This is a genomic window from Clostridium sp. ZBS15 (assembly GCF_023845705.1).
Lineage (GTDB): Bacteria > Bacillota > Clostridia > Clostridiales > Clostridiaceae > Clostridium > Clostridium aquiflavi.
Window position 1 is genome coordinate 1 of the sequence record NZ_JAMQHY010000035.1, and the last position, 20907, is coordinate 20907.

Consider the following 20907-nt stretch of genomic DNA (forward strand, 5'->3'; position numbering starts at 1 on the left):
CAACACACATTTAAAACATAGATTTTTATTTAATATTTTTTCACATATATTTTTTTAAACACCAATATTATAGTATAATGGCGCAGTGACATTGAAATTTACTTTTTAGAACTCTTAATAAAGACCTGTTGAATTAATTGCTTGTCACAATGTTTCATTGGGAGCATGCATTAATTAGACTAGTCTTTATTTTTAGTGTTCTTAAAGTAAATTACTAAGTCCACAAGCTTTATACTATAATATTGCTAGTTCTAAAAATTACTTTCTCATTCCGTTTATCATTCCCCATACTTCATCAGCAGTTGTTATGCCTTTAGAGCTTAATTGGAATGCTCTTTGAGTGCTTATTATATCTGTGAATATCTCAGCAGTATCCACATTAGATCCTTCTAAAATTCCTTGATGAATATTGTAATCATTACTTAATGTTACTTGTGCATCATCTGATGCCACAAAGTAGTTATCTCCAAGAGCAATAAATGCTTTATCTCCTACTGCAGTAAACACTGGTATTTGTCCTACTTTTACGTATTCACCATCAACTTTTGTTGATACCCCACCTTCACCATCTATTGAAATGTCTTCACTAGATAATTTAGGACTTCCTTCTGACATACCATCTGCATATTGTATGTATATCTTATTACCTCTAGCATCAACTAATACACCATCTCTATCAATCTTTAAGTTACCATCTCTAGTATATGCTATAGAACCATCATTTTGAACTGCTGCAAAGTACCCTTTTCCATCTATAGCTATATCAGTTTTAACACCAGTAGTTAAAAGATTACCTTGAGTATCCTTTCTATAATTCATACCTAATTTAACACCAGTACCATTAATGGCATCTTTATTTACAAGAGGAGTTCCTTTTCTATCTAATGATTCAGTTAAAAGATCACTAAATTGAACATCTGTTGCTTTATATCCAGTTGTTGATGTATTTACTAAATCATTTGAAAGATAATCTAATTTTTCTTGATATGCATTCATACCACTTTGGGCATTTGCAAATATATTAAACATATTTTTATCCTCCCTATCTTACAGATCCAATTTCATTTGCAGCTTTTTGAACAGTTTCATCTTGCATGCTAACAAATTTTTGATTAGTTTCAAATTGACGTTTTATTTCCATAAGTTTTACCAGTTCTTCAGTTGGATTAACATTTGAAGTTTCAAGAACGTTTTGTCTTACATTTACCACTGCATTATATACTGGATTATCACTTTTATAATAGTTATCGCCAAACTTTTCTAATGATGCATAATCTGCAAAATCTGCTGTTAATAATTTATATGTTGATTCTCCTGTAGCACTTTGAATATTGTTATTTCCATCTAAAGAAAATTTTTCTTTTCCTACAAATATACGTTCTTCTGCACCAGTTCTATTATTTTTTCCTAGTACATAATCTCCCTGACCTGTTATTAAATATCCTTGTTGATCTATTTTAAAACCACCACTTCTTGTAAATAAACGTTCATTTCCTTTTTGTACTGTAAAAAATCCTCTTCCATCAATACCAAAGTCAGTATAGCTGTCTGTTGTTTTAAAAGCACCCTGCGTATATATAGTGCTTACATCATTAACTTTTACGCCTAAATTTAAATTACCAAGTTTATTTGGAATATGTCTATTTCCAACTTTATTTTGTCTATTAGTTATCATAACATCTTCAAAACTTTGTTTTGTTAAAGTGTTTTTCTTATAACCATTATTATTAACATTAACAATATTATTAGTAACAGTTTGTTGTTCATTTTCTAATGTTATTAAACCGGATACAGCCGTATAAAAACCTCTTATCACTTACTTATCAACTCCCTCTTTAATAATAGCTTTACATTCATCATTATAGTGCATGCCTAAGCCTCTAGCTCTTTCTTCTATTTTGCTGTCAGAAAGATTAAAACTACTCTTATATCCAAACATAAGGGTTACTCCTATAACTAATCCTATACCAATACCAAATAATATTTTACTATCATTTAAGAAAAATATCATGTCTTTTAGCTTTTGAATAAGTTTCTTACTAATAATACTTCCCCCTTACTTATAGACAAAACTTTACATATCTCTTCATCAGTTAAATTTTGCTTTATTAAATCAGTTATCATCAGTTGCTTATTAGATTCATTTGTCACTTTCTGAGTTTGAAAATTTATCTCTGAAATAATTCCGTTACTTATTTCTTCAGTTTCGCTTTGTTCTATAGCAATATGTTCTTCTTGAATATTATTTTCTAGTTCACTAGTACTTTTTGTTTTATAAATATTACTATCTAATATATTATCGTACTCTTCTTCAATATCATTAATCATATTTAAATTTACTTTTATAGTTTTGATTTCTTCTTGAAGTTCTGTAAGACTTTCACCTATATCTTTTCTTAAAAGTCCAAGTTCTAATTTATAATCATTTAAATTTTCTTTTTCTTCATTTAAAGTAAATTCAAATGAAGTTGTGCCTTTACTCATTATTTTATAATTATATACAATTAAAATAATTCCAATTGCAATCAATATTAATGGTACCATCGAATCGCCTCTTTAATCAATGTAATGTAATTTTTTCATAGCTTCTCTTAAATTACTAATAGATCTTGCATGTAATTGACATACTCTTGATTCCGATACTGACAATATAGCTCCTATTTCCTTAAGTGTTAATTTTTCATAATAATATAAATTAAGTATTAATTGCTCTTTTTCTTTTAGTAACTTAATTGCATCTGATAATACTTCTAACTTTTCTTTTTCTTCTAATTCTCCCTCTGGACTAGGACTATTCTTATCTTCTATTATTCCTAAAAGATTAACTTCTTCATCATCTGAAAAAATTATATTTTCTAAAGATACCATAGATATGTGATTAATATAATTTTCTATTTGAGAAACTTCTTCCAAAGATAATTCTAAATATTGTGCTATTTCTAAAATATTAGGTTCTCTCAATAATTTATTCTGCAGAGCTTCAATAGCACTATTATATCTATTTAATTTATCCATGGCACCTTTAGTAATTGGTCTATTCTTACGTATTTGATCTATTATAGCTCCTTTTATTCTAATAGAGGCATATGATGAAAATTTCATTCCTTTTTCAGGATTATATTTGCTAATAGCGTCCATAAGTCCTATTATCCCATAACTAACTAAATCTTCATACTCCATATACTTGTTTTTACCAATCATAATCCTAGAAGCTATATATTTAACTAAAGGGATGTACTCTCGTACTATTTGTTCTTTTACATTATTATCTTGTAAATTACACATTCCTCTCAATCCCCCTTTTCTTACTCTTAATACTCTTATTATTATATTATTTTCAATTTTTTATAATATAAGAGCAACTTTTATCTTTTGTTAAATAATGATTATAGTATTTCTCTTTGTTTTCTCATTATATTAAAAATTTCACTTATAACCTTATCTCTTTGATTTTCACTAATCTCAATAAATTTAACTCCATAAATATATTCGTTAAACTCAGTTATTTCCAAACGCATAATTTGTGCTTTTATATAATTCAACTTATCATTTAATGCAAATTCTAATATTAATTTATCATACTTTTCTAATTTTTCTTTAGTTTTAAATCTCATTCCACCACCACTTAGATCAATCATTAATGCATCCTTAAAACTAGTGATTTCTTCATCTTCTGATTCTGTTATTTTTTTTAACTTAACAATATTCATAAAATCTACTCTTACGAAATCTCGTCTTTGTATTTCTCTTACATTATATGGCTTACTTAATTTATAATAAATTATATTATTTTCTTTTCCACGCTCTAAAACATCACAATAAAAATTAAAGCACTTTCCACCTTTTGCATAAGAATTTATCTCCATCTTATCATCTATCTTTAAAGCTAAATATTCCCCATTAAACACCGGAATATTTATCTTAATGCAATCATCTTCAATATCTTGTATTAAACTTTTAAAAGCTTTATCCTCTACTAAAACCTCTACTCTATCATTAACTTTTAATATAAACTTTGACATCCTTGACCTCCTATGAAAATATTCTAAATAATTTTTTAAACAATTCTCTAGGTCCACTTGAAGTCTTCACATCTTGCCCTAAAATCTTTAATGCAATATTATCTATAGACTTAGATGCTTCACATGTAGGATATGATATTACAAAAGGCTTTTGCATTTTAACACTTTGAACAACTTTTCTGTCATCTATAACACAACCTAAATATTCTAAATTTAATTTCAAAAATCTTTTTACTGCTCTTTGAAGTTTATTATATACATCTATTCCTTCTGATGAATCAATAGCTCTATTAACTACAACCATTGCATGATTTTTAATTTTAAAATGATCGGCTGCTTTTATTAAACTATATGCATCAGTAAGTGCTGTAGGTTCTGGCGTTGTTACTATTATCAAATCTTCTGATACAGCCATAAAAGACAAAATGCTCTTATTTATTCCAGCACCAGTATCCATAAGTATATAATCAAAATCACTAAGAGATTCTAATTTTTCTAAAAATAAATTTCTTTCGCTTTCTTGTAATTCATCTACCTTGTTTAATCCAGATCCAGCTGGTAATAAACTTACTCCATTAGGTCCTAACATAATTATATCCTCTATTTTTTTTCGAGTAAATATAATATCAAATATATTGTACTTAGGATAAATACCCATTAGAACATCGTCATTTCCCATACCTAAATCTGCATCAAAAATCAAAACTTTTTTACCTTTATTTTGTAAACAAATTCCCAAATTAACAACAAAATTACTTTTACCTACTCCACCTTTACCAGATGTAACTGTAATTATCTTAGTATTTGACTTATTATCAGTATTTTCGCTTTTATCAACAAGTTTTCTTAAAGCTTCAGCTTGATCTAGCATAAAGTTTCCTCCCCTAACATAAATCTAGCCAGTTCTTCTTTAGTTGGGACTATTATATCATTAGGTACATTTTGTCCTGTTGTTATATACTTAACAGGTTTATTAGATCTCTTCATTATGTTATATAGTGATCCATATACTGTTGTTTCATCTAATTTAGTAATTATTACATTGTCATAAGATAAATCTGAATAACCATTCAATATGCTTACTATATCTCTATTTTTAGTTGTTGCACTAATTACCATACTCACATAATCTGGATTAGCTTTTTCAACAAATGCTCTTAGCTCTGAAATCTGCATTGTATTTTTACTACTTCTACCTGTAGTATCAATAAGAATAACATCACAATCTTTCATTGAATTTATTGCTTCTTCCATTTCTTTTATAGTAATTACAACCTTAAAAGGTATATTCATTATTTCAGCATAAGTTTTTAACTGTTCTATTGCCCCTATTCTATATGTATCAACAGTTATTAATCCAACATTTTTTTTATCTATAAGAGATAATTTTCCTGCAAGCTTTGCTATTGTAGTAGTTTTTCCAACACCAGTTGGACCCACTAAAGCTATTTTTCCAGAAATATCCCCACTGCATTCCAAAAGAACTTCTTCAAAAACACTTCTAAGAAGTTCATATTTATCTACATTTTCATCATCAATACTATTTATTTTACTAAGTATCTCTTCATGAAATTCCTCATCTACATCTATATCAATAAGTTTTTCTTCAATTTTATCAATCTTTTTAATTTCATCTTTTGAAGTATTTTCTATAACTCTGTTCAAAAGCACTTTCATTTCACTAACCTCTTTATACATAGAATCTTGAACTAATTCTGGCTGTGAATTTTCTTTTTCTTCTACTTTTAAGTTAGTTGATAAATTTAAAGCCGCTATTGTTGTATTTTCATCTTTTTCTATTATGGTATTTTTATCAGAAGTTTCTAACAATCTCTTTATATTACTTAATGAATCTTCTATTTTACCATCTTTTTTGTTATTAGTCTTGTTTAAATCAGCTGCATTTTCCACTGCTGCTGTAACCTCTATTAACTTTCCCGAAAAGAATCCCTTAAATCCAGGCTTTCTTACTTTTCTTTGGCTTATTATGATAGCATCTTTTCCTAGTTCATATCTAATTCTAGTTAATGCTTCATTCATGTTACTTACAAGATATCTTTTTATGATCATTGAATAGTTACAACTCCTCCACTATTAATTTCTATATCATTTGGTACTTCATTTAAAGAAATTACCATGACATGTGGAAATACCATTTCTATTAATTTCTTAAATACTGCTCTTATATTAGGAGATACTAATATAACTGGTTGATTATTATTGAAGTAAGTTGTTTCAAGTATATTTTTTATACCTCCAAGCAATCTAGTTGTTGTATCTGGATCTACGGTTGGGAAAGATCCTTGCATTGTCTTCTGAATATTTGACCCTATCATTTCTTCTACATTAGGATCTAATGTTATAACTGTAATTGCTCTATCTTCATTTATTAACTGATTACAAATTGTTCTTGATAAAGCAAATCTAACATATTCAGTAAGCACTTCAATATCTCTTGTATTTCTTGAATTATCAGCCAAAGATTCCATTATCGTAACCATATCTTTTATAGGCACTTTTTCTTTTAAAAGACTTTGTAATACTTTTTGAAGTTCCCCTATAGTCATTAAATCTGGAATAAGTTCTTCTACAACAGCACTATATTTATCTCTTAAGTTATCAACAATAAGTTTAACCTCTTGTCTACCAAGTAACTCGTAAGAATGAGATTTTATAGTTTCTGTTAAATGTGTTACCATAACTGTCGTTGGATCTACCACTGTAAATCCTTTTATTTCAGCTTCTTCTCTCTGATCTTTATTAATCCATACAGCTGGCAATTTGAAAGTTGGTTCTAAAGTCTTTATACCTGGTATTTCTAAGCCATCCCCTGTGGGATCCATGCAAAGTAACATACTTGGCATAAGCTCAGATGAAGCTACTGTTGTTCCTCTTATTTTTATAACATATTCATTGGTCTTTAATTGAAGATTATCTCTAATTCTTATTGGTTGTACTACAATCCCCATTTCAATTGCACATTGTCTTCTAACAGAAGCAATTCTTTGAAGCAAATCCCCTCCTGAGCTTTCATCTGCAAGAGGAATTAATCCATAACCAATTTCAACTTCCATTGGTTCTACTGAAATTAAATTCATTACATTTTCAGGTTCTTTACGCTCTGCTTCTATAATTTCCTCTTCTTCAGAAACAAATTCTTGTTCTAATTGTTTAGTTTCTTCTTTATAAAGCATATAAGAAAGAACTGCCATTGAAATTGCTGCAATTAAAAATGGAACTTTAGGCATATTAGGAACTAATGCTAAAAAGAACATAGCAGCACTTGCAATGGATGTTGCTATAGGAAATCCTGTTAATTGCCTTGATAAAGATTTACCAAAGTTTTCAGCATTTCCTGAACGTGTAACTAAAATACCAGAAGCTGTAGATATTAATAACGCTGGCACCTGACTTACAAGTCCATCACCCACAGTAAGTTGAACATACTTAAGTGCTGCATCTCCAACACTTAAATCTTTTTGCATAACTCCAATTATTATACCTGCAATTATATTTATTACAGTTATTATTATACCTGCGATAGCATCTCCTTTTACGAACTTAGAAGCACCATCCATAGATCCATAAAAATCTGCTTCTGATTGTAAATCTTGTCTTCTTTGTTTAGCCATTACTTCATCTATAAGACCTGAATTCAAATCAGCATCTATACTCATTTGTTTTCCTGGCATAGCATCAAGTGTGAATCTTGCTGATACCTCAGAAACTCTACCCGCACCGGCTGTGATAACCATAAATTGTATTATAATTATAATTAAAAATATAATTATACCAACTACATAGTTTCCCCCGATAACAAAATCTCCAAATGCTTGAATTATCTTTCCTGCATCACCTTCACTTAATATAAGCCTAGTTGATGATATATTAAGTCCTAATCTAAATAATGTAGTAATTAATAGCAGTGTTGGAAATACTGATAATTGCAATACATTTGTAGTAAACATTGTTATAATTATAATAACAACAGATAACGTTATGTTAAATGCCAAAAGTACATCTAATAATGTTTTTGGTAATGGTATTATCATCATAAGTACTATACATATAACACCAGCCGCTACAAGTACATCTAAGTTGTTTTTTATATCGAGTCTTTTATTTTCAAGTCCCAACCTTATCCCATCCTTTATTTAATATAAAACTAAGAGTTCTTCTTTAACTTCAATACTATTGCTAGTACTTCTGCTACCCCTTGATATAAATCTTGTGGTATATCTTGATCTATTTCTACCCTGTCATACATTAGCCTTGCTAATGGCTTATTTTCAACAATAGGAACATCATTGTCTTTAGCAATTGTTTTTAATCTAATTGCAACATTGTCTGCACCCTTAGCAACAACTTTAGGTGCTTCCATGTTTCCACCCTCTTCATATTTTAATGCAATAGCTAAGTGAGTAGGATTTGTAATTACAACTGTAGCATCTGAAACAGATTGCATCATTCTTCTCATTCCCATTTCTCTTTGCTTTTGCTTTATTTTCGCTTTTAATTGAGGATCACCCTCTGCTTGCTTATATTCATCCTTAATTTCTTGTTTAGTCATTTTTAATTCTTTGTTATGAATTCTAAATTGTACAAAATAATCTGTTGCACCAATAATAACTAATGCCAATGTTATTTGCATAAATATTCCTACAACTAAATTTTTTACTTCATCCCCTAAAGAAGGTAAATATAAACTCGAAATATTTATTATATCAACGTAATTATTCTTAACATACTTATAAGCTAGTATAGATATTATTGTTACTACTATAAGATTTTTAATTAAACCAACTAAACTTCTTTTAGAAAACATATTTTTAAAACCTTTTAAAGGATTTATCTTACCTAATGAAGGTTTTAATGGTTCTCCTGTTATAAGGAAACCAGTTTGAATTATACTTGATGCTACTCCTGCTATCATTATTGCTAATGCAAATGGTAAAAACACAGCAGCTACCTTTAAAAGACTAAATACAATAAAGTTTATAGCAGTTAATTCATTAAAATCTTTTAAACTTGGGAATGCTAAAAAATAAGTTAAAACACCTTTAAAAGTATTTACTAAACTTCCCCACAACATAGAAACTGCTAATGTACATGCAGCCATAGTAATAGCAACACTTACATCTTTACTTCTAGCCATTTGTCCTTTTTTCTTTGAATCTGATTTTTTCTTTGGAGTTGCTTCTTCTGTTTTTTCATCTGCAAATATCAATGCTAGAGGAATTGCAGGAATTGCTCTAAAAATATGTTCAAAAACATCTGATAAGTTATAAACTGCACTACTAACCACTTTAAATATCAGCGGTAATAAAATTACAAATGTAGCAAGTCCTAATAAATTTTTAATTGGTAAACCAAATATCATTATTGGAATTGTAGGTACAGTTCTTGATATCAGTCCTAAACATAAATCAGTTATAACAATTATCAGTACAAGTGGTACTGCTATTTTCACTCCTAATACAAAGTATTCAGTAATAGTAGAAATTACAGCCATCATAGTTTCTTGATAAACTAATGTTTGACCAATAGGTACTATTCTAAAACTTTCAATTAATAATTTTATTACTATATGATGACCGTCCACAATAAAGAAAATAACTGTGGCTATCATATAAGAAAAATTTCCAATTAAAGTAGTTTGAGAGTGTGAAGTTGGATCTAATATTGATACCATAGAAAATCCCGCATGAATATCCATCCAGCTTCCTGCAAATTTTACTACTTCAAAAATCATGTTAGTTATGAATCCTAGCACTAAGCCAGTCATAACTTCATTTAACCCATAAATAATTAAATAATATACATTATTTATTTCATTTACAGTTGAATAATCTACTCCAGCTAATACCGCAATAGAGATTATTAAACTTAATGCTCCTTTTAATATATGTGGTGTTCCTGTTTGAAAAAATGCATTAACAATAACAAAATAAGATGTTAATCTTAAAAATATAAAAAATAATGCAAGAAAGTAGGCCGTTTCAATCACAATGCACTACCTCCCCTTTACGCTGTAACTTTTGTAATCAATTCAAATATTCTTGTTGTAAAAGACATTAAGGTTTGAAGCATCCAGCTTCCTAAAAATATTCCAACTATAGCTCCAGCAATTAATTTAGGAACAAAAGTTAAAGTTTGTTCTTGAATTTGGGTTGTTGCTTGTATAATACTTATAAGTAATCCAACAATTAATACTACAAATAATATTGGTGCTGCTAGTTTTGCAGCAACTATTATAGTATCTTTAACAACCCCATTTAATAACGCTTGACTCATAAATTTCCACCTCACGAAAAGCTCATAATTAACGATTTTACGAGTAAGTACCATCCATCTACCATTACGAATAATAATAATTTAAATGGCAATGATACCATAGCTGGCGGTAACATCATCATACCCATTGACATAAGTACGCTTGCCACAACCATATCAATTACTATAAACGGCAAATATATTAAAAATCCTATTTGAAACGCTGTTTTTAGTTCACTTATTGCAAATGCAGGAATCAAAGTTGTAAATGGAACATTTTCTCTAGTTAATTCTTCTTTATTCACATTATTAATCTCTACAAATAACTCTAAGTCTTTTTCTCTAGTTTGTTTCAGCATAAAATCTTTTATCGGTTTTGAACCTATTTCAATGGCTTCATCCTGTGTTATACTCTGCTCAATATATGGTTTAAAAGCATTTGTATTAATTTCATTATATACTGGTGACATAATAAATATAGTGATAAATAATGCCAATCCTGTTAAAATCTGATTTGGTATTGCTTGTTGTACACCTATAGCACTTTTAATAAATGAAAATACAACTACTATTCTTGTAAAAGATGTTAACATTATGACTATAGATGGTAGTACTGCAAGAATAGTGAAAAATATTAATATCTTTATATTATTAACATAATCGTTGGGACTACTTTCACCATCTCCAATACCTAAATTTACTTGTGGTAAATCTATGCTTTCAGGAACTGCATATGCTTTTATTCCACAAAATGTTATGATAGCAAAAGCCAAAATCAACACAAACATAACTTTGTTTTTATTTTTTTTCATCTTTATCTTCCTTTGATGTGTAAATTCTTAAATATATTTAAAACCTTTTTCTTTATATCTTCAGATTTCTTTATATATGACTCATTTATAAGATACATATTATTTCTTTTCTCTTCTTCAATTTTATTAATTTCTTCTTCAGATAAATCTTCTAATTTTTCCATACCTGTTTGTGTATTTGTAAGTAGATATCCCTTATTACCTACTTTGATTACTACTATAGAATTTTCCTTTGTTATTTGAGTTCTATCTATAACTTTTACATATTTATTGTCATTAACTGCTTTTACCTTACTTCCTAATATTTTAAACATTAAAAACATAAGTGAAAAGACAACTAATAAAGACATTATCAAATTTAGAATCATCTTAAAAAAACTAAATTCCATATTTTTTTCTTCTTTCTATTGAGTTATTATACTATCAAATCTAACATCAACTATCTTACTCTTTGTTAATTGCTTATTTATTTTGTCCATAAGTTGATCTTTTATTTCTTTTTCATTATTAGTATTATTAATATAATCTAATTTTAAAGCTTTTAAATAAAATATTATTGAATCTCTTACTACAACTTTTTTTTCTTTTAGTTCAGTTTCTGCATCTTTATCTGTCTTATCATACCCTATTGATATTTGACCTTTAAAGTATCTCTTTCCACCTTCATCTGCTAGGTTTGCAGTAATTTCTCCAATATCTACATAAGTTATTTCAGTGGTTTTTTCTTGAATAACTGTTTTAGCATTCTTTTGCATAAACATATAAGTTGCGCCAAAAACTCCTCCACCAACTATCAGTAAAGCTACCACAAATATTATAATAGTTTTCATATTGCCTGATTTGCCTTTTGCTTCTTTATCCTTACCCTTATCTTTATCAGCCATTATTATCGCTCCTTATTATCTTTTTCATTAATTATTAATATGTTAACTCTTCTATTTTTAGCTTTATTCTCTTCAGAATTATTATAAACTATAGGTCTATACTCTCCATATCCTGCTGCACTAAATTTCATTGGATCATTACTCTTTGTCTCAACAAAATATTTAACTACATTTACAGCTCTTTGAGTAGATAATTCCCAATTACTTGCATATTTATAATTACTTATAGGTACATTATCCGTATGTCCTTCTACTATAACTGAATTAGGTAATGCTGAAATTAATGTATTAACTTTATCTAAAACTTCCTTACTACCAGGAATTAAATCTGCTTGACCAGATTGAAATAAAACAGTATCTTTTAGCTCTAATATAACGCCACGTTCATCTTGAATAATATCCATAGCTCCAGATAAATTGTTTTTTTCAACATAATCTTTTACATCTTGATACATAGTTTCTTTTCCTAAAGATTCTGCATCAATTACACCTTCAACATCTGATTCTCCACCAATTATAGGAACCTTTCCATCATATTGGTTGTACTGAAGAAATGTGTCAGCTGACTGACCTGTCATAACTGATACAAAAGCCTGAGATATTGATTGTACTTTTTGTGCATCAACACTTGACATAGAATAAAGTAAAATAAAAAAGGTTAAAAGTAGTGTAACACAATCCGAATAGGTACCAAGCCATTCATCACCTCTTAATCCGCCTCCATCATCTGACTTCTTTTTTCTAGCCATTTTTAAGCAACCCCTTCATTATTTTCTGAATTATTTTGAGCATAAACTATTCTTTCTTGTGGTGATAAGTAAGATATTAATTTATCTTCAACAATTCTAGGATTTACTCCTGATTGAATTGAAAGTATACCTTCAAGCATCATTTCTTTTATAGCAACTTCTTTTTGACTTTTGTTATTTAAATTTTGTGCTATTGGTGATGCAAAAATATTAGCTATAAGTGAACCATAGTATGTTGTTATAAGCGCTTTACCCATTCCTGATGCTATTGTACTAGAATCAGTTAAATTGGCAAGCATTTGTATTAATCCTATAAGGGTACCTAACATACCGAATCCCGGTGCAAATGCTCCCCAAGCTGAAAAAATTCCTGCTCCTGATTTATGTCTTACTTCCATTTCTGATATATCAAGTTCTAATATTTCTTTTATAGATTCTGGCTCTATTCCATCAACAACCATTTGTAAGCCTTTTTTTAAAAATTTATCTTCTAATTGAGATATTGTATCTTCTAAAGATAATAACCCGTCTCTTCTAGCTTTTCTTGAAAGTTCTGTGAACTGACTTATTGTTTCCATTGTAGATGACTTTGGTTCTTTAAATGATTGAAGAAATAATATTCCTGCTTTTTTTATTTCATCTAGTGGATATACAATCATTACTGCTGCAATAGATCCACCACCTGTTATAGCAACTGAAGGTAAATCCCAAAAAAGCTTTAAGTTACTTGCACCTGAACCTCCACTTGCCATTCCATAAATCATTAATCCTAAACCCATTATTAATCCCGCGGCAGTCATTATATCAGTTTTTTTCATTACTAAATGCCTCCTCTATCTTCCCTGAATAAAAATTTCTCTTTTATACTTTAGAATTTTAAATTTAATTTCATCTACACTTTCAATAACTATGTACTTCTTCCCATTACTTAGTGTAATTAAAGTTTCTGGAACTTGTTCTATTTTTTCAATATGATCATCATTTAATATAAATGATTTATTATTCATTCCTGTTAGTTCAATCATTGACATCCTCCCATTAAGTATAAATCTTATACTCTAATATTATTTGTTTAAATAATTAGGGAGAAAATATTACTCCCTAATCATTAAATTATCTTATCTCATTAATCCTGTAATTGTTTGAAGTATTTCATCACCTGTAGTTATCATTTTTGATGAAGCTTGGAAAGCTCTTGTTGCTGTTATCATATCTGTAAATTGTTCTGTTAAATCTACATTTGATGATTCAAGGGTTCCTTGTACAAATTCTCCAAAGCCTTTACTATTATCTAACTTCGCTGGATCTCCACCTTCATTTTTCATTCCACCTACAGGTGTTTTTATTATTTCAGGTCCTGAATTAGGAGATGTCTGCAACTTATTTCCTCCTATTGTAGTTAAACCTTCTGGATTTTTAAAAGTAGCCATAGCTATTTGACCAAGTGCAGTTCTACTACCATCTCCAAGAACTGCTGTAATTACACCATCTTTTCCTATAGAAAAACTTTTAACAGGAACTTCTATTGGTTTTTCACTAGTATTAGGAGTACCATCATCATTAAGAGGATAAGTTTTTACCTTATCTGGTATTTTTAAAGTATTAAGTTCTTTTCCTTCCCCTACTGCTTTTAATGTTTTGGAATCAGCATCTACATAGTTTGCTACTGCAACTTTAGTGGTACCTCCATCTGGAGTTTCCCATTCTATACTAGCCTTTGCATCTGCCTCTTCCCCATCTTGAATCAAATATCCCATTACTCTGTATCCATCTGCTGTTAAAAGATTTCCTTCATAATCAAGAGTAAAATTACCATCTCTTGTATATAAAATTTCACTTTCACTACCACCTGATAATTTTCCAGAAGTCTCTATTCCAATAGTTCCAGTACCTTCACTTGTTCCACCTTTATAAACCTCTGGACCTTTACTTACCATAATATATCCATCACCATCAACACATACATCTAAGTTTCTTCCTGTTGATAATGCATTACCTTGTCCCATAACTTTATTTATACTTGAAAGTTGTGCTCCAAGTCCTACTTGTTTAGCATTTGTACCACCTTTTTGCCCAGTTGGTGCTGTTGCTGATGACATATTTTGATAAAGCATATCAGAAAATCTTGCACTTGATGCCTTAAATCCTGTTGTACTTACATTGGCAATATTATTACCTATAACATCTAATTTAACTTGGTTAGCTTTCATCCCACTTATTCCTGAGTACATCGATCTTAGCATATTTAATTTTCCTCCGTTTATTTTCAAATTTTATCTTTTGTTATCAATAATCATTAAAGTTTTATGTTTTATTTACAAACTGTTAATAATCAATTTATCTCTTCTAATCGTATAGCATATAAAAGTTATAATAACTTTTATTAATAAAGCTAATATTCAGCCGGAGTGTAAATTTCTGAATATAAGTTTTTTATTAATCTTATCTCATCAAGCCAGTTATTGTTTGAAGTATTTCATCACCTGTAGTTATCATTTTTGATGAAGCTTGGAAAGCTCTTGTTGCTGTTATCATATCTGTAAATTGTTCTGTTAAATCTACATTTGATGATTCAAGGGTTCCTTGTACAAATTCTCCAAAGCCTTTACTATTATCAGTATAATCATCTGCTAATTTTCCCTTTGGTGTCTTTATTATTTCAGGTCCTGAGTTAGGTGATGTTTGTAACTTATTTGCTCCTATTGTAGTTAAACCTTCTGGATTTTTAAAAGTAGCCATAGCTATTTGACCAAGTGCTGTTCTACTACCATCTCCAAGTACTGCTGTAATTACCCCATCTTTTCCTATTGAAAAACTTTTTACTGGTACTTCAACAAACTCAGTTGTTGGATCTCCATTTTCATCTCTTTTAGGTGCTAAAACTTTATCTGGTATCTTTAAAGTATGAAGTTCTTTTCCTTCACCTACTGCTTGTAAAGACTTAGAATCAGCATCTACATAATTTGCTATTGCAGTTTTTTTGCCATTTTCTTCTTTCCATTCTATACTAGATTTAACATCCCCATCTGTGCCATTTTGAAGTAAGTATCCCATTACCCTGTATCCATCTGCTGTTAAAAGATTTCCTTCATAATCAAGAGTAAAGTTTCCATCTCTTGTATACAAAATCTCGTTTTCGCTACCTCCTGATAACTTTCCAGATTTATCTATACCAATAGTTCCTTTTGCATCAATTGTCCCACCTTTATAAACTTCCGGACCTTTACTTACCATAATATATCCATCACCATCAACACATACATCTAAGCTTCTTCCTGTTGATAATGCATTGCCTTGTCCCATAACTTTATTTATACTTGAAAGTTGTGCTCCAAGTCCTACTTGTTTAGCATTTGTACCACCTTTTTGCCCAGTTGGTGCTGTTGCTGATGACATATTTTGATAAAGCATATCAGAAAATCTTGCACTTGATGCTTTAAATCCTGTTGTACTTACATTGGCTATATTATTACCTATAACATCTAACTTAACTTGATTAGATTTCATTCCACTTATTCCAGAATACATTGATCTTAACATATTTTATTGCCTCCAAATCATAATTTGTTAACTTGTCTCTATCATTCAACAAGTTTAGGCTTCCATACTAACAATGTTCAATTTACAATATTTAATTTACAATCATAAAATTATTTATTCTTTAAATGTTAATTGTCAATTGTCTAAGGTCCAGCCTATAATATTACCACACTATCTATATTGGTAAATATATTATCTTTTGCTCTTTCTTTCTCAATAGCTGTTATTAATGTCCTATTTTCTATACTTGCAATTAATGCAGTATCTTTGTACAAAATAACAGAATTCTTTGAGTTTTTATCTTTTGCGATTTGGAATCCTTTTTCAATTTCTTGCATATCTTTATCTGTAAAGTTAATTTCATTTAGTCTTTCAGCTGCATGCTTTGATACAATAAAACCTTGATTCTTATTGATAACATTATTTAATACATCTTTAAAACTATTTTTTTCTTCTGTTTTTGTTGTAAATTTTGGATTGGTATTCTTAACAGGTTCAAAGGTACCTATTGGATACACTTGACCATTGATTATTCTATAACTCAATTATTTTCCTAATATTGATTGTAATTTTTCAAGGTCATTTGCATAGTCTTGTCCGTATCCTGCCTTGTCCTTATTATCTACCATTCCTAAAACTTGACTTACCTTTTCTTCTTCTGTTGGATTTTGTGAATCCACCTTATTTGTATTTTCTACTTTTGAATCTTCTTCTGGTTTCTCTTCAGGCTTTTCCTCTGGCTTTTCTTCTGGTTTAACATTCATGTCATCTTCAGTTAAATCTCCTGCTTTTACTATTGAAGCGTATGGATATTCCTTTGTAATTAAGTTTCCTTCTTCATCTTCAGTCTCTACTCTAACTTTAACAACACCATTATCTATAAATGTACTTTTTATGGTTCCTTTTATTATGATGTTCTTATTATTTTCATCATAAGTAGAAATAACTACTTTTTGATCCTTTAAAGCTGAAGCTGATAAAAAGTCTGAATTCACTAATATGCTATTAACATCTGACGCTGTATAATTAGGAACTTCTAAGACTGTTTGTATCTTACTAACATCAAATACTTTGTACTCATTTTTACCATTTTCATTAACTTCTACAGAAATATAAGTACCATATTTATCTTTAGACACTCCTCTAACTACGCCTGTATATAATTCACCTTTACCATTTACTGCATCTAATGTTACACCCTTACCAATTAATTGTTGATATGAAAAATTACTCATCGTATCATTTAAGTTGTACATTTGTTCCATAGCTGCAAATTGTGCCATTTGAGTAACATATGCCGTTGAGTCTTGATCAGATGTTGGATCTAAATTAGATAACTGAGCTGATAAAAGCTTTAAAAATGAGTTTTTATCAAATTCTTGACCTGATTTAGATATTTTAGTTCCTCTATCAGTTGTCATTTTCCCTTGAGTAGAATTAGTCTTACTATTTGCTGCATTAGATGCATTGGTCTTACCGAGAGCTGCATTTACATCACTCATAGAAAAAGTCATAACTTCACCTCCTAAGCAAAAAAGTCTAAATTACTATTTAAATCTTCTATAATATCATCTTCTGATTCCACTGAATCAATTTCAGATGTTTGTCCATTATTACTGTTTTGTTTTTGATCTTCTTTAGCTAATCCTCTTCCAAAGCCTTGTTCTTTAAAGAATGTAGTATCTTCTTGATACAATTCTACATTTACATCAGCAACTTTTATATTTTGTTCACCTATGGCTTTTTTCATTTCAACTAAATTTTGTGAAAGAAGTTCAAATGTTTCTTTAGAATTTGCTTTTATATTAGCTTTCATTATTCCATTTTCTTGAATCAAACTAATAGTAACTTGACCTAAATCTTTTGGGTTTATTTTTACTGTTAATTCTTTCATAGAGTTTGTAATCATAAGCTTAACATTTTTAATTAAATCGTCTCCCATAGTTGCTTTATTTATTGTTACTGGCTCAGTTGGAGCAGCTACATTATTTGAATTAATTTCATTTCTTGAAGAAAGTAAATTGATTTTATTTAATACGCTATCATCTTTATTATTGTTTAAAAGCTTATTTAAAAAATCATCTTCATCTGAAGTGCTTGTAGGTACTTTTTCTTCTTCAATATTTTGATTATTCATTTGAGAATTGGCATTTTGCTCAAAATTCTTAAATGCAGTATTAAAGTTAGAAGTTTTATTTTCCTTATTTTCTAATGAACTTGATATTTGGCTCATTAAATCTTTAACTTTATTTGATACATCTGTATCTTCATCAAGTTTATTTCCTAACTTACTCAATAACTTATTTAATAAATCTTTATTATCAGAATTTAATAAATTAGTTAAAGGACTTTCTGAAGCATTTAATAGATTTTCAAGAAGCTTAGGTAAATCACTATTTTCTTTACCTAAGTTGTTAATTATTGAATTCAATATATCAGAATTTAAATCTTTTACTTCAATATTTTCATCTTTAACAGAAGATAACATATTAAAAATTGAATTTAACATTTCAATAATTTCATCTTTTGATGCAGTATCAAGTTTTTCTTCTATTTCATTAATTTTTTCTTCTACATTAACATCTTTGTCATTAACATTTTTATCTACAGCTTCAATCTTACCTTTTATATTTTCACTATCATTCTTTGTATTTTCTACTTTTGTATTTGATTTTTCATTTAGTACATCTTTAAAGCTTGTATCATCTTTACTTTTTGCAGTGTAATTTTTATCATTACTATGTGATACACTATTAACTTTAGATGGTGTTACATTAGATTCTGTATTTAATGATGTTAAATTTAAATTAGAACTTATATTCATTTTCATTTATTCTCACCTCCCTTCATTGATTCTTCTCATATATGAATAAAGGGCTATTTCATCAAGGTTAACTTGTTCAACCCTTTCTTCCTCTTTAATATGTTCTAAAAGTTTTTTTTCTTTTAATATTTCAACAGTTTTCCTATCAACCTGTTTAGATACCAAATCATTTCTAGCTTCATTGACTTTTTTATCCTTCAAAACTAAATCTTTTTCAGTTTCTTTAATTCCAGTTTCAAGTCCTTGAAGATAATACCTTTTTAATTTTTGGTATACTACATCTTCCCCTGGAACAATTCCATTATATTTATCATAATTAAACTTTAATTGATTTAATTTTTTTTCAGTGTTTTGTTTTTGTCTTTGTGTTTCAGTAAAAATTCTTTTGCTCTCTTCTTCTTTATCTTGTCTTATTTCAAGAAGCTTATCTAAACTAAATTTAAATTTTTCTGCCACTTACCATACCTCCACTACTGATGTGTGATATTTACTATTCAAACATTGACACTAAATAACTTATACTCTCATCAAAATTTGATTTTTCATTAACAGTTTGACGCAGAAATTCTTCTATTTTATCATGATAAGAAATTGCTAAATCTATTTTTTTATTACTACCTTTTACATATGCTCCTATATTAATTAAATCCTCTGATTCTTTATATGTTGCTAAAAGGTCTCTAGCAATAGAAGCTGCTTTTATATGCTGTGGTGGAGCTATTGAATTCATAAGTCTACTTACACTATTTAATATATCAATTGCAGGATAATGATTTTTATGAGCAAGAGATCTTGATAGTACAATATGCCCATCCAAGATACCTCTTACAGCATCTGCTATTGGTTCATTAAAATCATCTCCATCAACCAAAACTGTGTAAAAAGCAGTTATTGAACCATCTTCTGACGTCCCAGACCTCTCCATTAATTTTGGTAACTTAGCAAATACTGATGGTGTATATCCCTTTGTTGCAGGAGGCTCTCCTATTGCAAGACCTACTTCTCTCTGAGCCATTGCAAATCTTGTAACAGAATCCATCATTAAAATTACTTTTTTACCTTTGTCTCTAAAATATTCTGCTATTGCAGTAGCCGTAAGAGCACCCTTTAATCTTATTAATGCTGGTTTATCAGAAGTAGCACAAACTACAACTGATTTTTTCATACCTTCTGGTCCTAGATCTTTCTCTATAAATTCCAGAACCTCTCTACCTCTTTCTCCAATTAAAGCAATAACATTGACATCTGCCTTTGCTTCTCTTGCTATCATCCCAAGAGTAGTACTCTTACCAACTCCACTTCCTGCAAAAATACCTATTCTTTGACCATCTCCACAAGTTAAGAATCCATCTATAGCTCTAATACCTGTTGGCATTATTTCTTTAATTCTTTTTCTTTTCAAAGGATCTGGTGGATTATTTTCTAGTGGGTAATCTTCTCCTTCTAGAAGCTCTTCACCCCTTAGTGGCTTTCCTAATCCATCAATAATTTCACCTAATAGTTTGTCAGAACATCTTACACTTAAAGGCTTACGCATTGGAACTACTCTACATCCTGGAGAAATTCCTATTAATTCATCTAATGGCATTAAAACAACAAATCCATCTTTAAAACCAACCACTTCACAATTAACAGGAGTATTTTTTTCATTATATATAATACATAACTCTCCAACAAATCCTTTTATTCCTTTTACTTCAACTGTAAGACCAATTACTTTATTAACTACACCTTCAGTATATATTGAATTAGTATTGTCAACCTTCTTGATTAAGTTATTAAAGTCAATATCCATCATGTTTA

The 20907-nt window shown here is 29.1% G+C and carries 24 protein-coding genes; all 24 read right to left on the reverse strand.

Annotation, left to right across the window (positions count from 1 at the left end):
• Positions 1-258: 258 nt before the first annotated feature.
• Positions 259-1029 (reverse strand): flagellar basal-body rod protein FlgG, encoded by a 771-nt coding sequence (locus NG904_RS10170; RefSeq protein ID WP_252212626.1) that lies wholly within the window; start codon positions 1027-1029, stop codon positions 259-261.
• Between the two features lie 13 nt (positions 1030-1042).
• Positions 1043-1816, reverse strand: a complete 774-nt coding sequence (locus NG904_RS10175) for a flagellar basal-body rod protein FlgG (RefSeq protein ID WP_252224883.1) — start codon at positions 1814-1816, stop codon at positions 1043-1045.
• Positions 1817-1939, reverse strand: a complete 123-nt coding sequence (locus NG904_RS17300) for a hypothetical protein (protein ID WP_286673943.1) — start codon at positions 1937-1939, stop codon at positions 1817-1819.
• A gap of 77 nt (positions 1940-2016) precedes the next feature.
• On the reverse strand, positions 2017-2544 hold the full coding sequence (locus tag NG904_RS10180; RefSeq protein WP_252231511.1) for a hypothetical protein: 528 nt from the start codon (positions 2542-2544) through the stop codon (positions 2017-2019).
• Positions 2545-2556: 12 nt separating this feature from the next.
• Positions 2557-3285, reverse strand: coding sequence for a FliA/WhiG family RNA polymerase sigma factor (locus NG904_RS10185; RefSeq protein WP_252212629.1), 729 nt, complete (start codon positions 3283-3285; stop codon positions 2557-2559).
• 101 nt (positions 3286-3386) lie between these two features.
• Positions 3387-4022, reverse strand: a complete 636-nt coding sequence (locus NG904_RS10190; protein WP_252231513.1) for a flagellar brake protein — start codon at positions 4020-4022, stop codon at positions 3387-3389.
• A gap of 10 nt (positions 4023-4032) precedes the next feature.
• Positions 4033-4893: a MinD/ParA family protein gene (locus NG904_RS10195; protein WP_252231515.1), complete on the reverse strand. Its 861-nt coding sequence runs from the start codon at positions 4891-4893 to the stop codon at positions 4033-4035.
• Positions 4887-6092 (reverse strand): flagellar biosynthesis GTPase FlhF, encoded by a 1206-nt coding sequence (gene flhF / locus NG904_RS10200; RefSeq protein WP_252231517.1) that lies wholly within the window; start codon positions 6090-6092, stop codon positions 4887-4889. Before flhF ends, NG904_RS10195 begins: the two co-directional genes overlap by 7 nt.
• The gene (gene flhA / locus NG904_RS10205; protein WP_252231519.1) at positions 6089-8158 is read right to left on the reverse strand and encodes a flagellar biosynthesis protein FlhA; all 2070 of its coding nucleotides are present in this window, start codon (positions 8156-8158) and stop codon (positions 6089-6091) included. Before flhA ends, flhF begins: the two co-directional genes overlap by 4 nt.
• A gap of 29 nt (positions 8159-8187) precedes the next feature.
• Positions 8188-10029: a fused FliR family export protein/FlhB family type III secretion system protein gene (locus NG904_RS10210; RefSeq protein ID WP_252212634.1), complete on the reverse strand. Its 1842-nt coding sequence runs from the start codon at positions 10027-10029 to the stop codon at positions 8188-8190.
• A 17-nt stretch (positions 10030-10046) separates the two neighbouring features.
• Positions 10047-10316: a flagellar biosynthetic protein FliQ gene (locus NG904_RS10215; RefSeq protein WP_252212635.1), complete on the reverse strand. Its 270-nt coding sequence runs from the start codon at positions 10314-10316 to the stop codon at positions 10047-10049.
• Between the two features lie 11 nt (positions 10317-10327).
• Complete coding sequence (gene fliP, locus NG904_RS10220) at positions 10328-11107, reverse strand: flagellar type III secretion system pore protein FliP (protein WP_252212636.1); 780 nt, start codon at positions 11105-11107, stop codon at positions 10328-10330.
• A gap of 2 nt (positions 11108-11109) precedes the next feature.
• Positions 11110-11496 (reverse strand): flagellar biosynthetic protein FliO, encoded by a 387-nt coding sequence (locus tag NG904_RS10225; protein WP_252212637.1) that lies wholly within the window; start codon positions 11494-11496, stop codon positions 11110-11112.
• 15 nt (positions 11497-11511) lie between these two features.
• A complete protein-coding gene (locus tag NG904_RS10230) occupies positions 11512-11991 on the reverse strand; it encodes a flagellar basal body-associated FliL family protein (RefSeq protein ID WP_252231521.1) in 480 nt (159 codons plus the stop codon).
• Between the two features lie 2 nt (positions 11992-11993).
• On the reverse strand, positions 11994-12740 hold the full coding sequence (locus NG904_RS10235; protein WP_252231523.1) for a flagellar motor protein MotB: 747 nt from the start codon (positions 12738-12740) through the stop codon (positions 11994-11996).
• Between the two features lie 2 nt (positions 12741-12742).
• Positions 12743-13558 (reverse strand): motility protein A, encoded by an 816-nt coding sequence (locus tag NG904_RS10240; protein WP_252212640.1) that lies wholly within the window; start codon positions 13556-13558, stop codon positions 12743-12745.
• A 15-nt stretch (positions 13559-13573) separates the two neighbouring features.
• The gene (locus NG904_RS10245) at positions 13574-13765 is read right to left on the reverse strand and encodes a flagellar FlbD family protein (protein ID WP_252212641.1); all 192 of its coding nucleotides are present in this window, start codon (positions 13763-13765) and stop codon (positions 13574-13576) included.
• A gap of 93 nt (positions 13766-13858) precedes the next feature.
• Positions 13859-14983 carry a flagellar hook-basal body complex protein gene (locus tag NG904_RS10250; RefSeq protein ID WP_252231525.1) on the reverse strand — a complete coding sequence of 375 codons (1125 nt, stop codon included), beginning with the start codon at positions 14981-14983 and terminating at the stop codon, positions 13859-13861.
• Positions 14984-15182: 199 nt separating this feature from the next.
• Positions 15183-16280, reverse strand: coding sequence for a flagellar hook-basal body complex protein (locus NG904_RS10255; RefSeq protein WP_252231527.1), 1098 nt, complete (start codon positions 16278-16280; stop codon positions 15183-15185).
• A gap of 155 nt (positions 16281-16435) precedes the next feature.
• Positions 16436-16825 carry a TIGR02530 family flagellar biosynthesis protein gene (locus tag NG904_RS10260; protein WP_252224849.1) on the reverse strand — a complete coding sequence of 130 codons (390 nt, stop codon included), beginning with the start codon at positions 16823-16825 and terminating at the stop codon, positions 16436-16438.
• Entirely contained in the window at positions 16826-17794 is a 969-nt protein-coding gene (locus NG904_RS10265) for a flagellar hook assembly protein FlgD (protein WP_252231529.1), read from the reverse strand.
• An 11-nt stretch (positions 17795-17805) separates the two neighbouring features.
• Positions 17806-19110 carry a flagellar hook-length control protein FliK gene (locus NG904_RS10270; RefSeq protein ID WP_252231531.1) on the reverse strand — a complete coding sequence of 435 codons (1305 nt, stop codon included), beginning with the start codon at positions 19108-19110 and terminating at the stop codon, positions 17806-17808.
• 6 nt (positions 19111-19116) lie between these two features.
• Positions 19117-19560: a flagellar export protein FliJ gene (gene fliJ, locus NG904_RS10275; RefSeq protein ID WP_252231533.1), complete on the reverse strand. Its 444-nt coding sequence runs from the start codon at positions 19558-19560 to the stop codon at positions 19117-19119.
• A gap of 34 nt (positions 19561-19594) precedes the next feature.
• On the reverse strand, positions 19595-20902 hold the full coding sequence (fliI, locus tag NG904_RS10280; RefSeq protein WP_252212648.1) for a flagellar protein export ATPase FliI: 1308 nt from the start codon (positions 20900-20902) through the stop codon (positions 19595-19597).
• Positions 20903-20907 lie beyond the last annotated feature (5 nt).

Coding starts and splice junctions, on each gene's coding strand:
- NG904_RS10265 (WP_252231529.1), bottom strand. CDS start 17,794: ATGACTTTTTCTATGAGTGATGTAAATGCAGCTCTCGGTAAGACCAAT.
- fliP (WP_252212636.1), bottom strand. CDS start 11,107: ATGAAAAAAAATAAAAACAAAGTTATGTTTGTGTTGATTTTGGCTTTT.
- NG904_RS10245 (WP_252212641.1), bottom strand. CDS start 13,765: ATGATTGAACTAACAGGAATGAATAATAAATCATTTATATTAAATGAT.
- NG904_RS10170 (WP_252212626.1), bottom strand. CDS start 1,029: ATGTTTAATATATTTGCAAATGCCCAAAGTGGTATGAATGCATATCAA.
- NG904_RS10195 (WP_252231515.1), bottom strand. CDS start 4,893: ATGCTAGATCAAGCTGAAGCTTTAAGAAAACTTGTTGATAAAAGCGAA.
- NG904_RS10185 (WP_252212629.1), bottom strand. CDS start 3,285: ATGTGTAATTTACAAGATAATAATGTAAAAGAACAAATAGTACGAGAG.
- NG904_RS17300 (WP_286673943.1), bottom strand. CDS start 1,939: ATGTTTGGATATAAGAGTAGTTTTAATCTTTCTGACAGCAAAATAGAA.
- NG904_RS10255 (WP_252231527.1), bottom strand. CDS start 16,280: ATGTTAAGATCAATGTATTCTGGAATAAGTGGAATGAAATCTAATCAA.
- NG904_RS10240 (WP_252212640.1), bottom strand. CDS start 13,558: ATGAAAAAAACTGATATAATGACTGCCGCGGGATTAATAATGGGTTTA.
- NG904_RS10225 (WP_252212637.1), bottom strand. CDS start 11,496: ATGGAATTTAGTTTTTTTAAGATGATTCTAAATTTGATAATGTCTTTA.
- flhF (WP_252231517.1), bottom strand. CDS start 6,092: ATGATCATAAAAAGATATCTTGTAAGTAACATGAATGAAGCATTAACT.
- NG904_RS10235 (WP_252231523.1), bottom strand. CDS start 12,740: ATGGCTAGAAAAAAGAAGTCAGATGATGGAGGCGGATTAAGAGGTGAT.
- NG904_RS10250 (WP_252231525.1), bottom strand. CDS start 14,983: ATGCTAAGATCGATGTACTCAGGAATAAGTGGGATGAAAGCTAACCAA.
- NG904_RS10270 (WP_252231531.1), bottom strand. CDS start 19,110: ATGAAAATGAATATAAGTTCTAATTTAAATTTAACATCATTAAATACA.
- NG904_RS10230 (WP_252231521.1), bottom strand. CDS start 11,991: ATGGCTGATAAAGATAAGGGTAAGGATAAAGAAGCAAAAGGCAAATCA.
- NG904_RS10215 (WP_252212635.1), bottom strand. CDS start 10,316: ATGAGTCAAGCGTTATTAAATGGGGTTGTTAAAGATACTATAATAGTT.
- NG904_RS10180 (WP_252231511.1), bottom strand. CDS start 2,544: ATGGTACCATTAATATTGATTGCAATTGGAATTATTTTAATTGTATAT.
- NG904_RS10190 (WP_252231513.1), bottom strand. CDS start 4,022: ATGTCAAAGTTTATATTAAAAGTTAATGATAGAGTAGAGGTTTTAGTA.
- fliI (WP_252212648.1), bottom strand. CDS start 20,902: ATGATGGATATTGACTTTAATAACTTAATCAAGAAGGTTGACAATACT.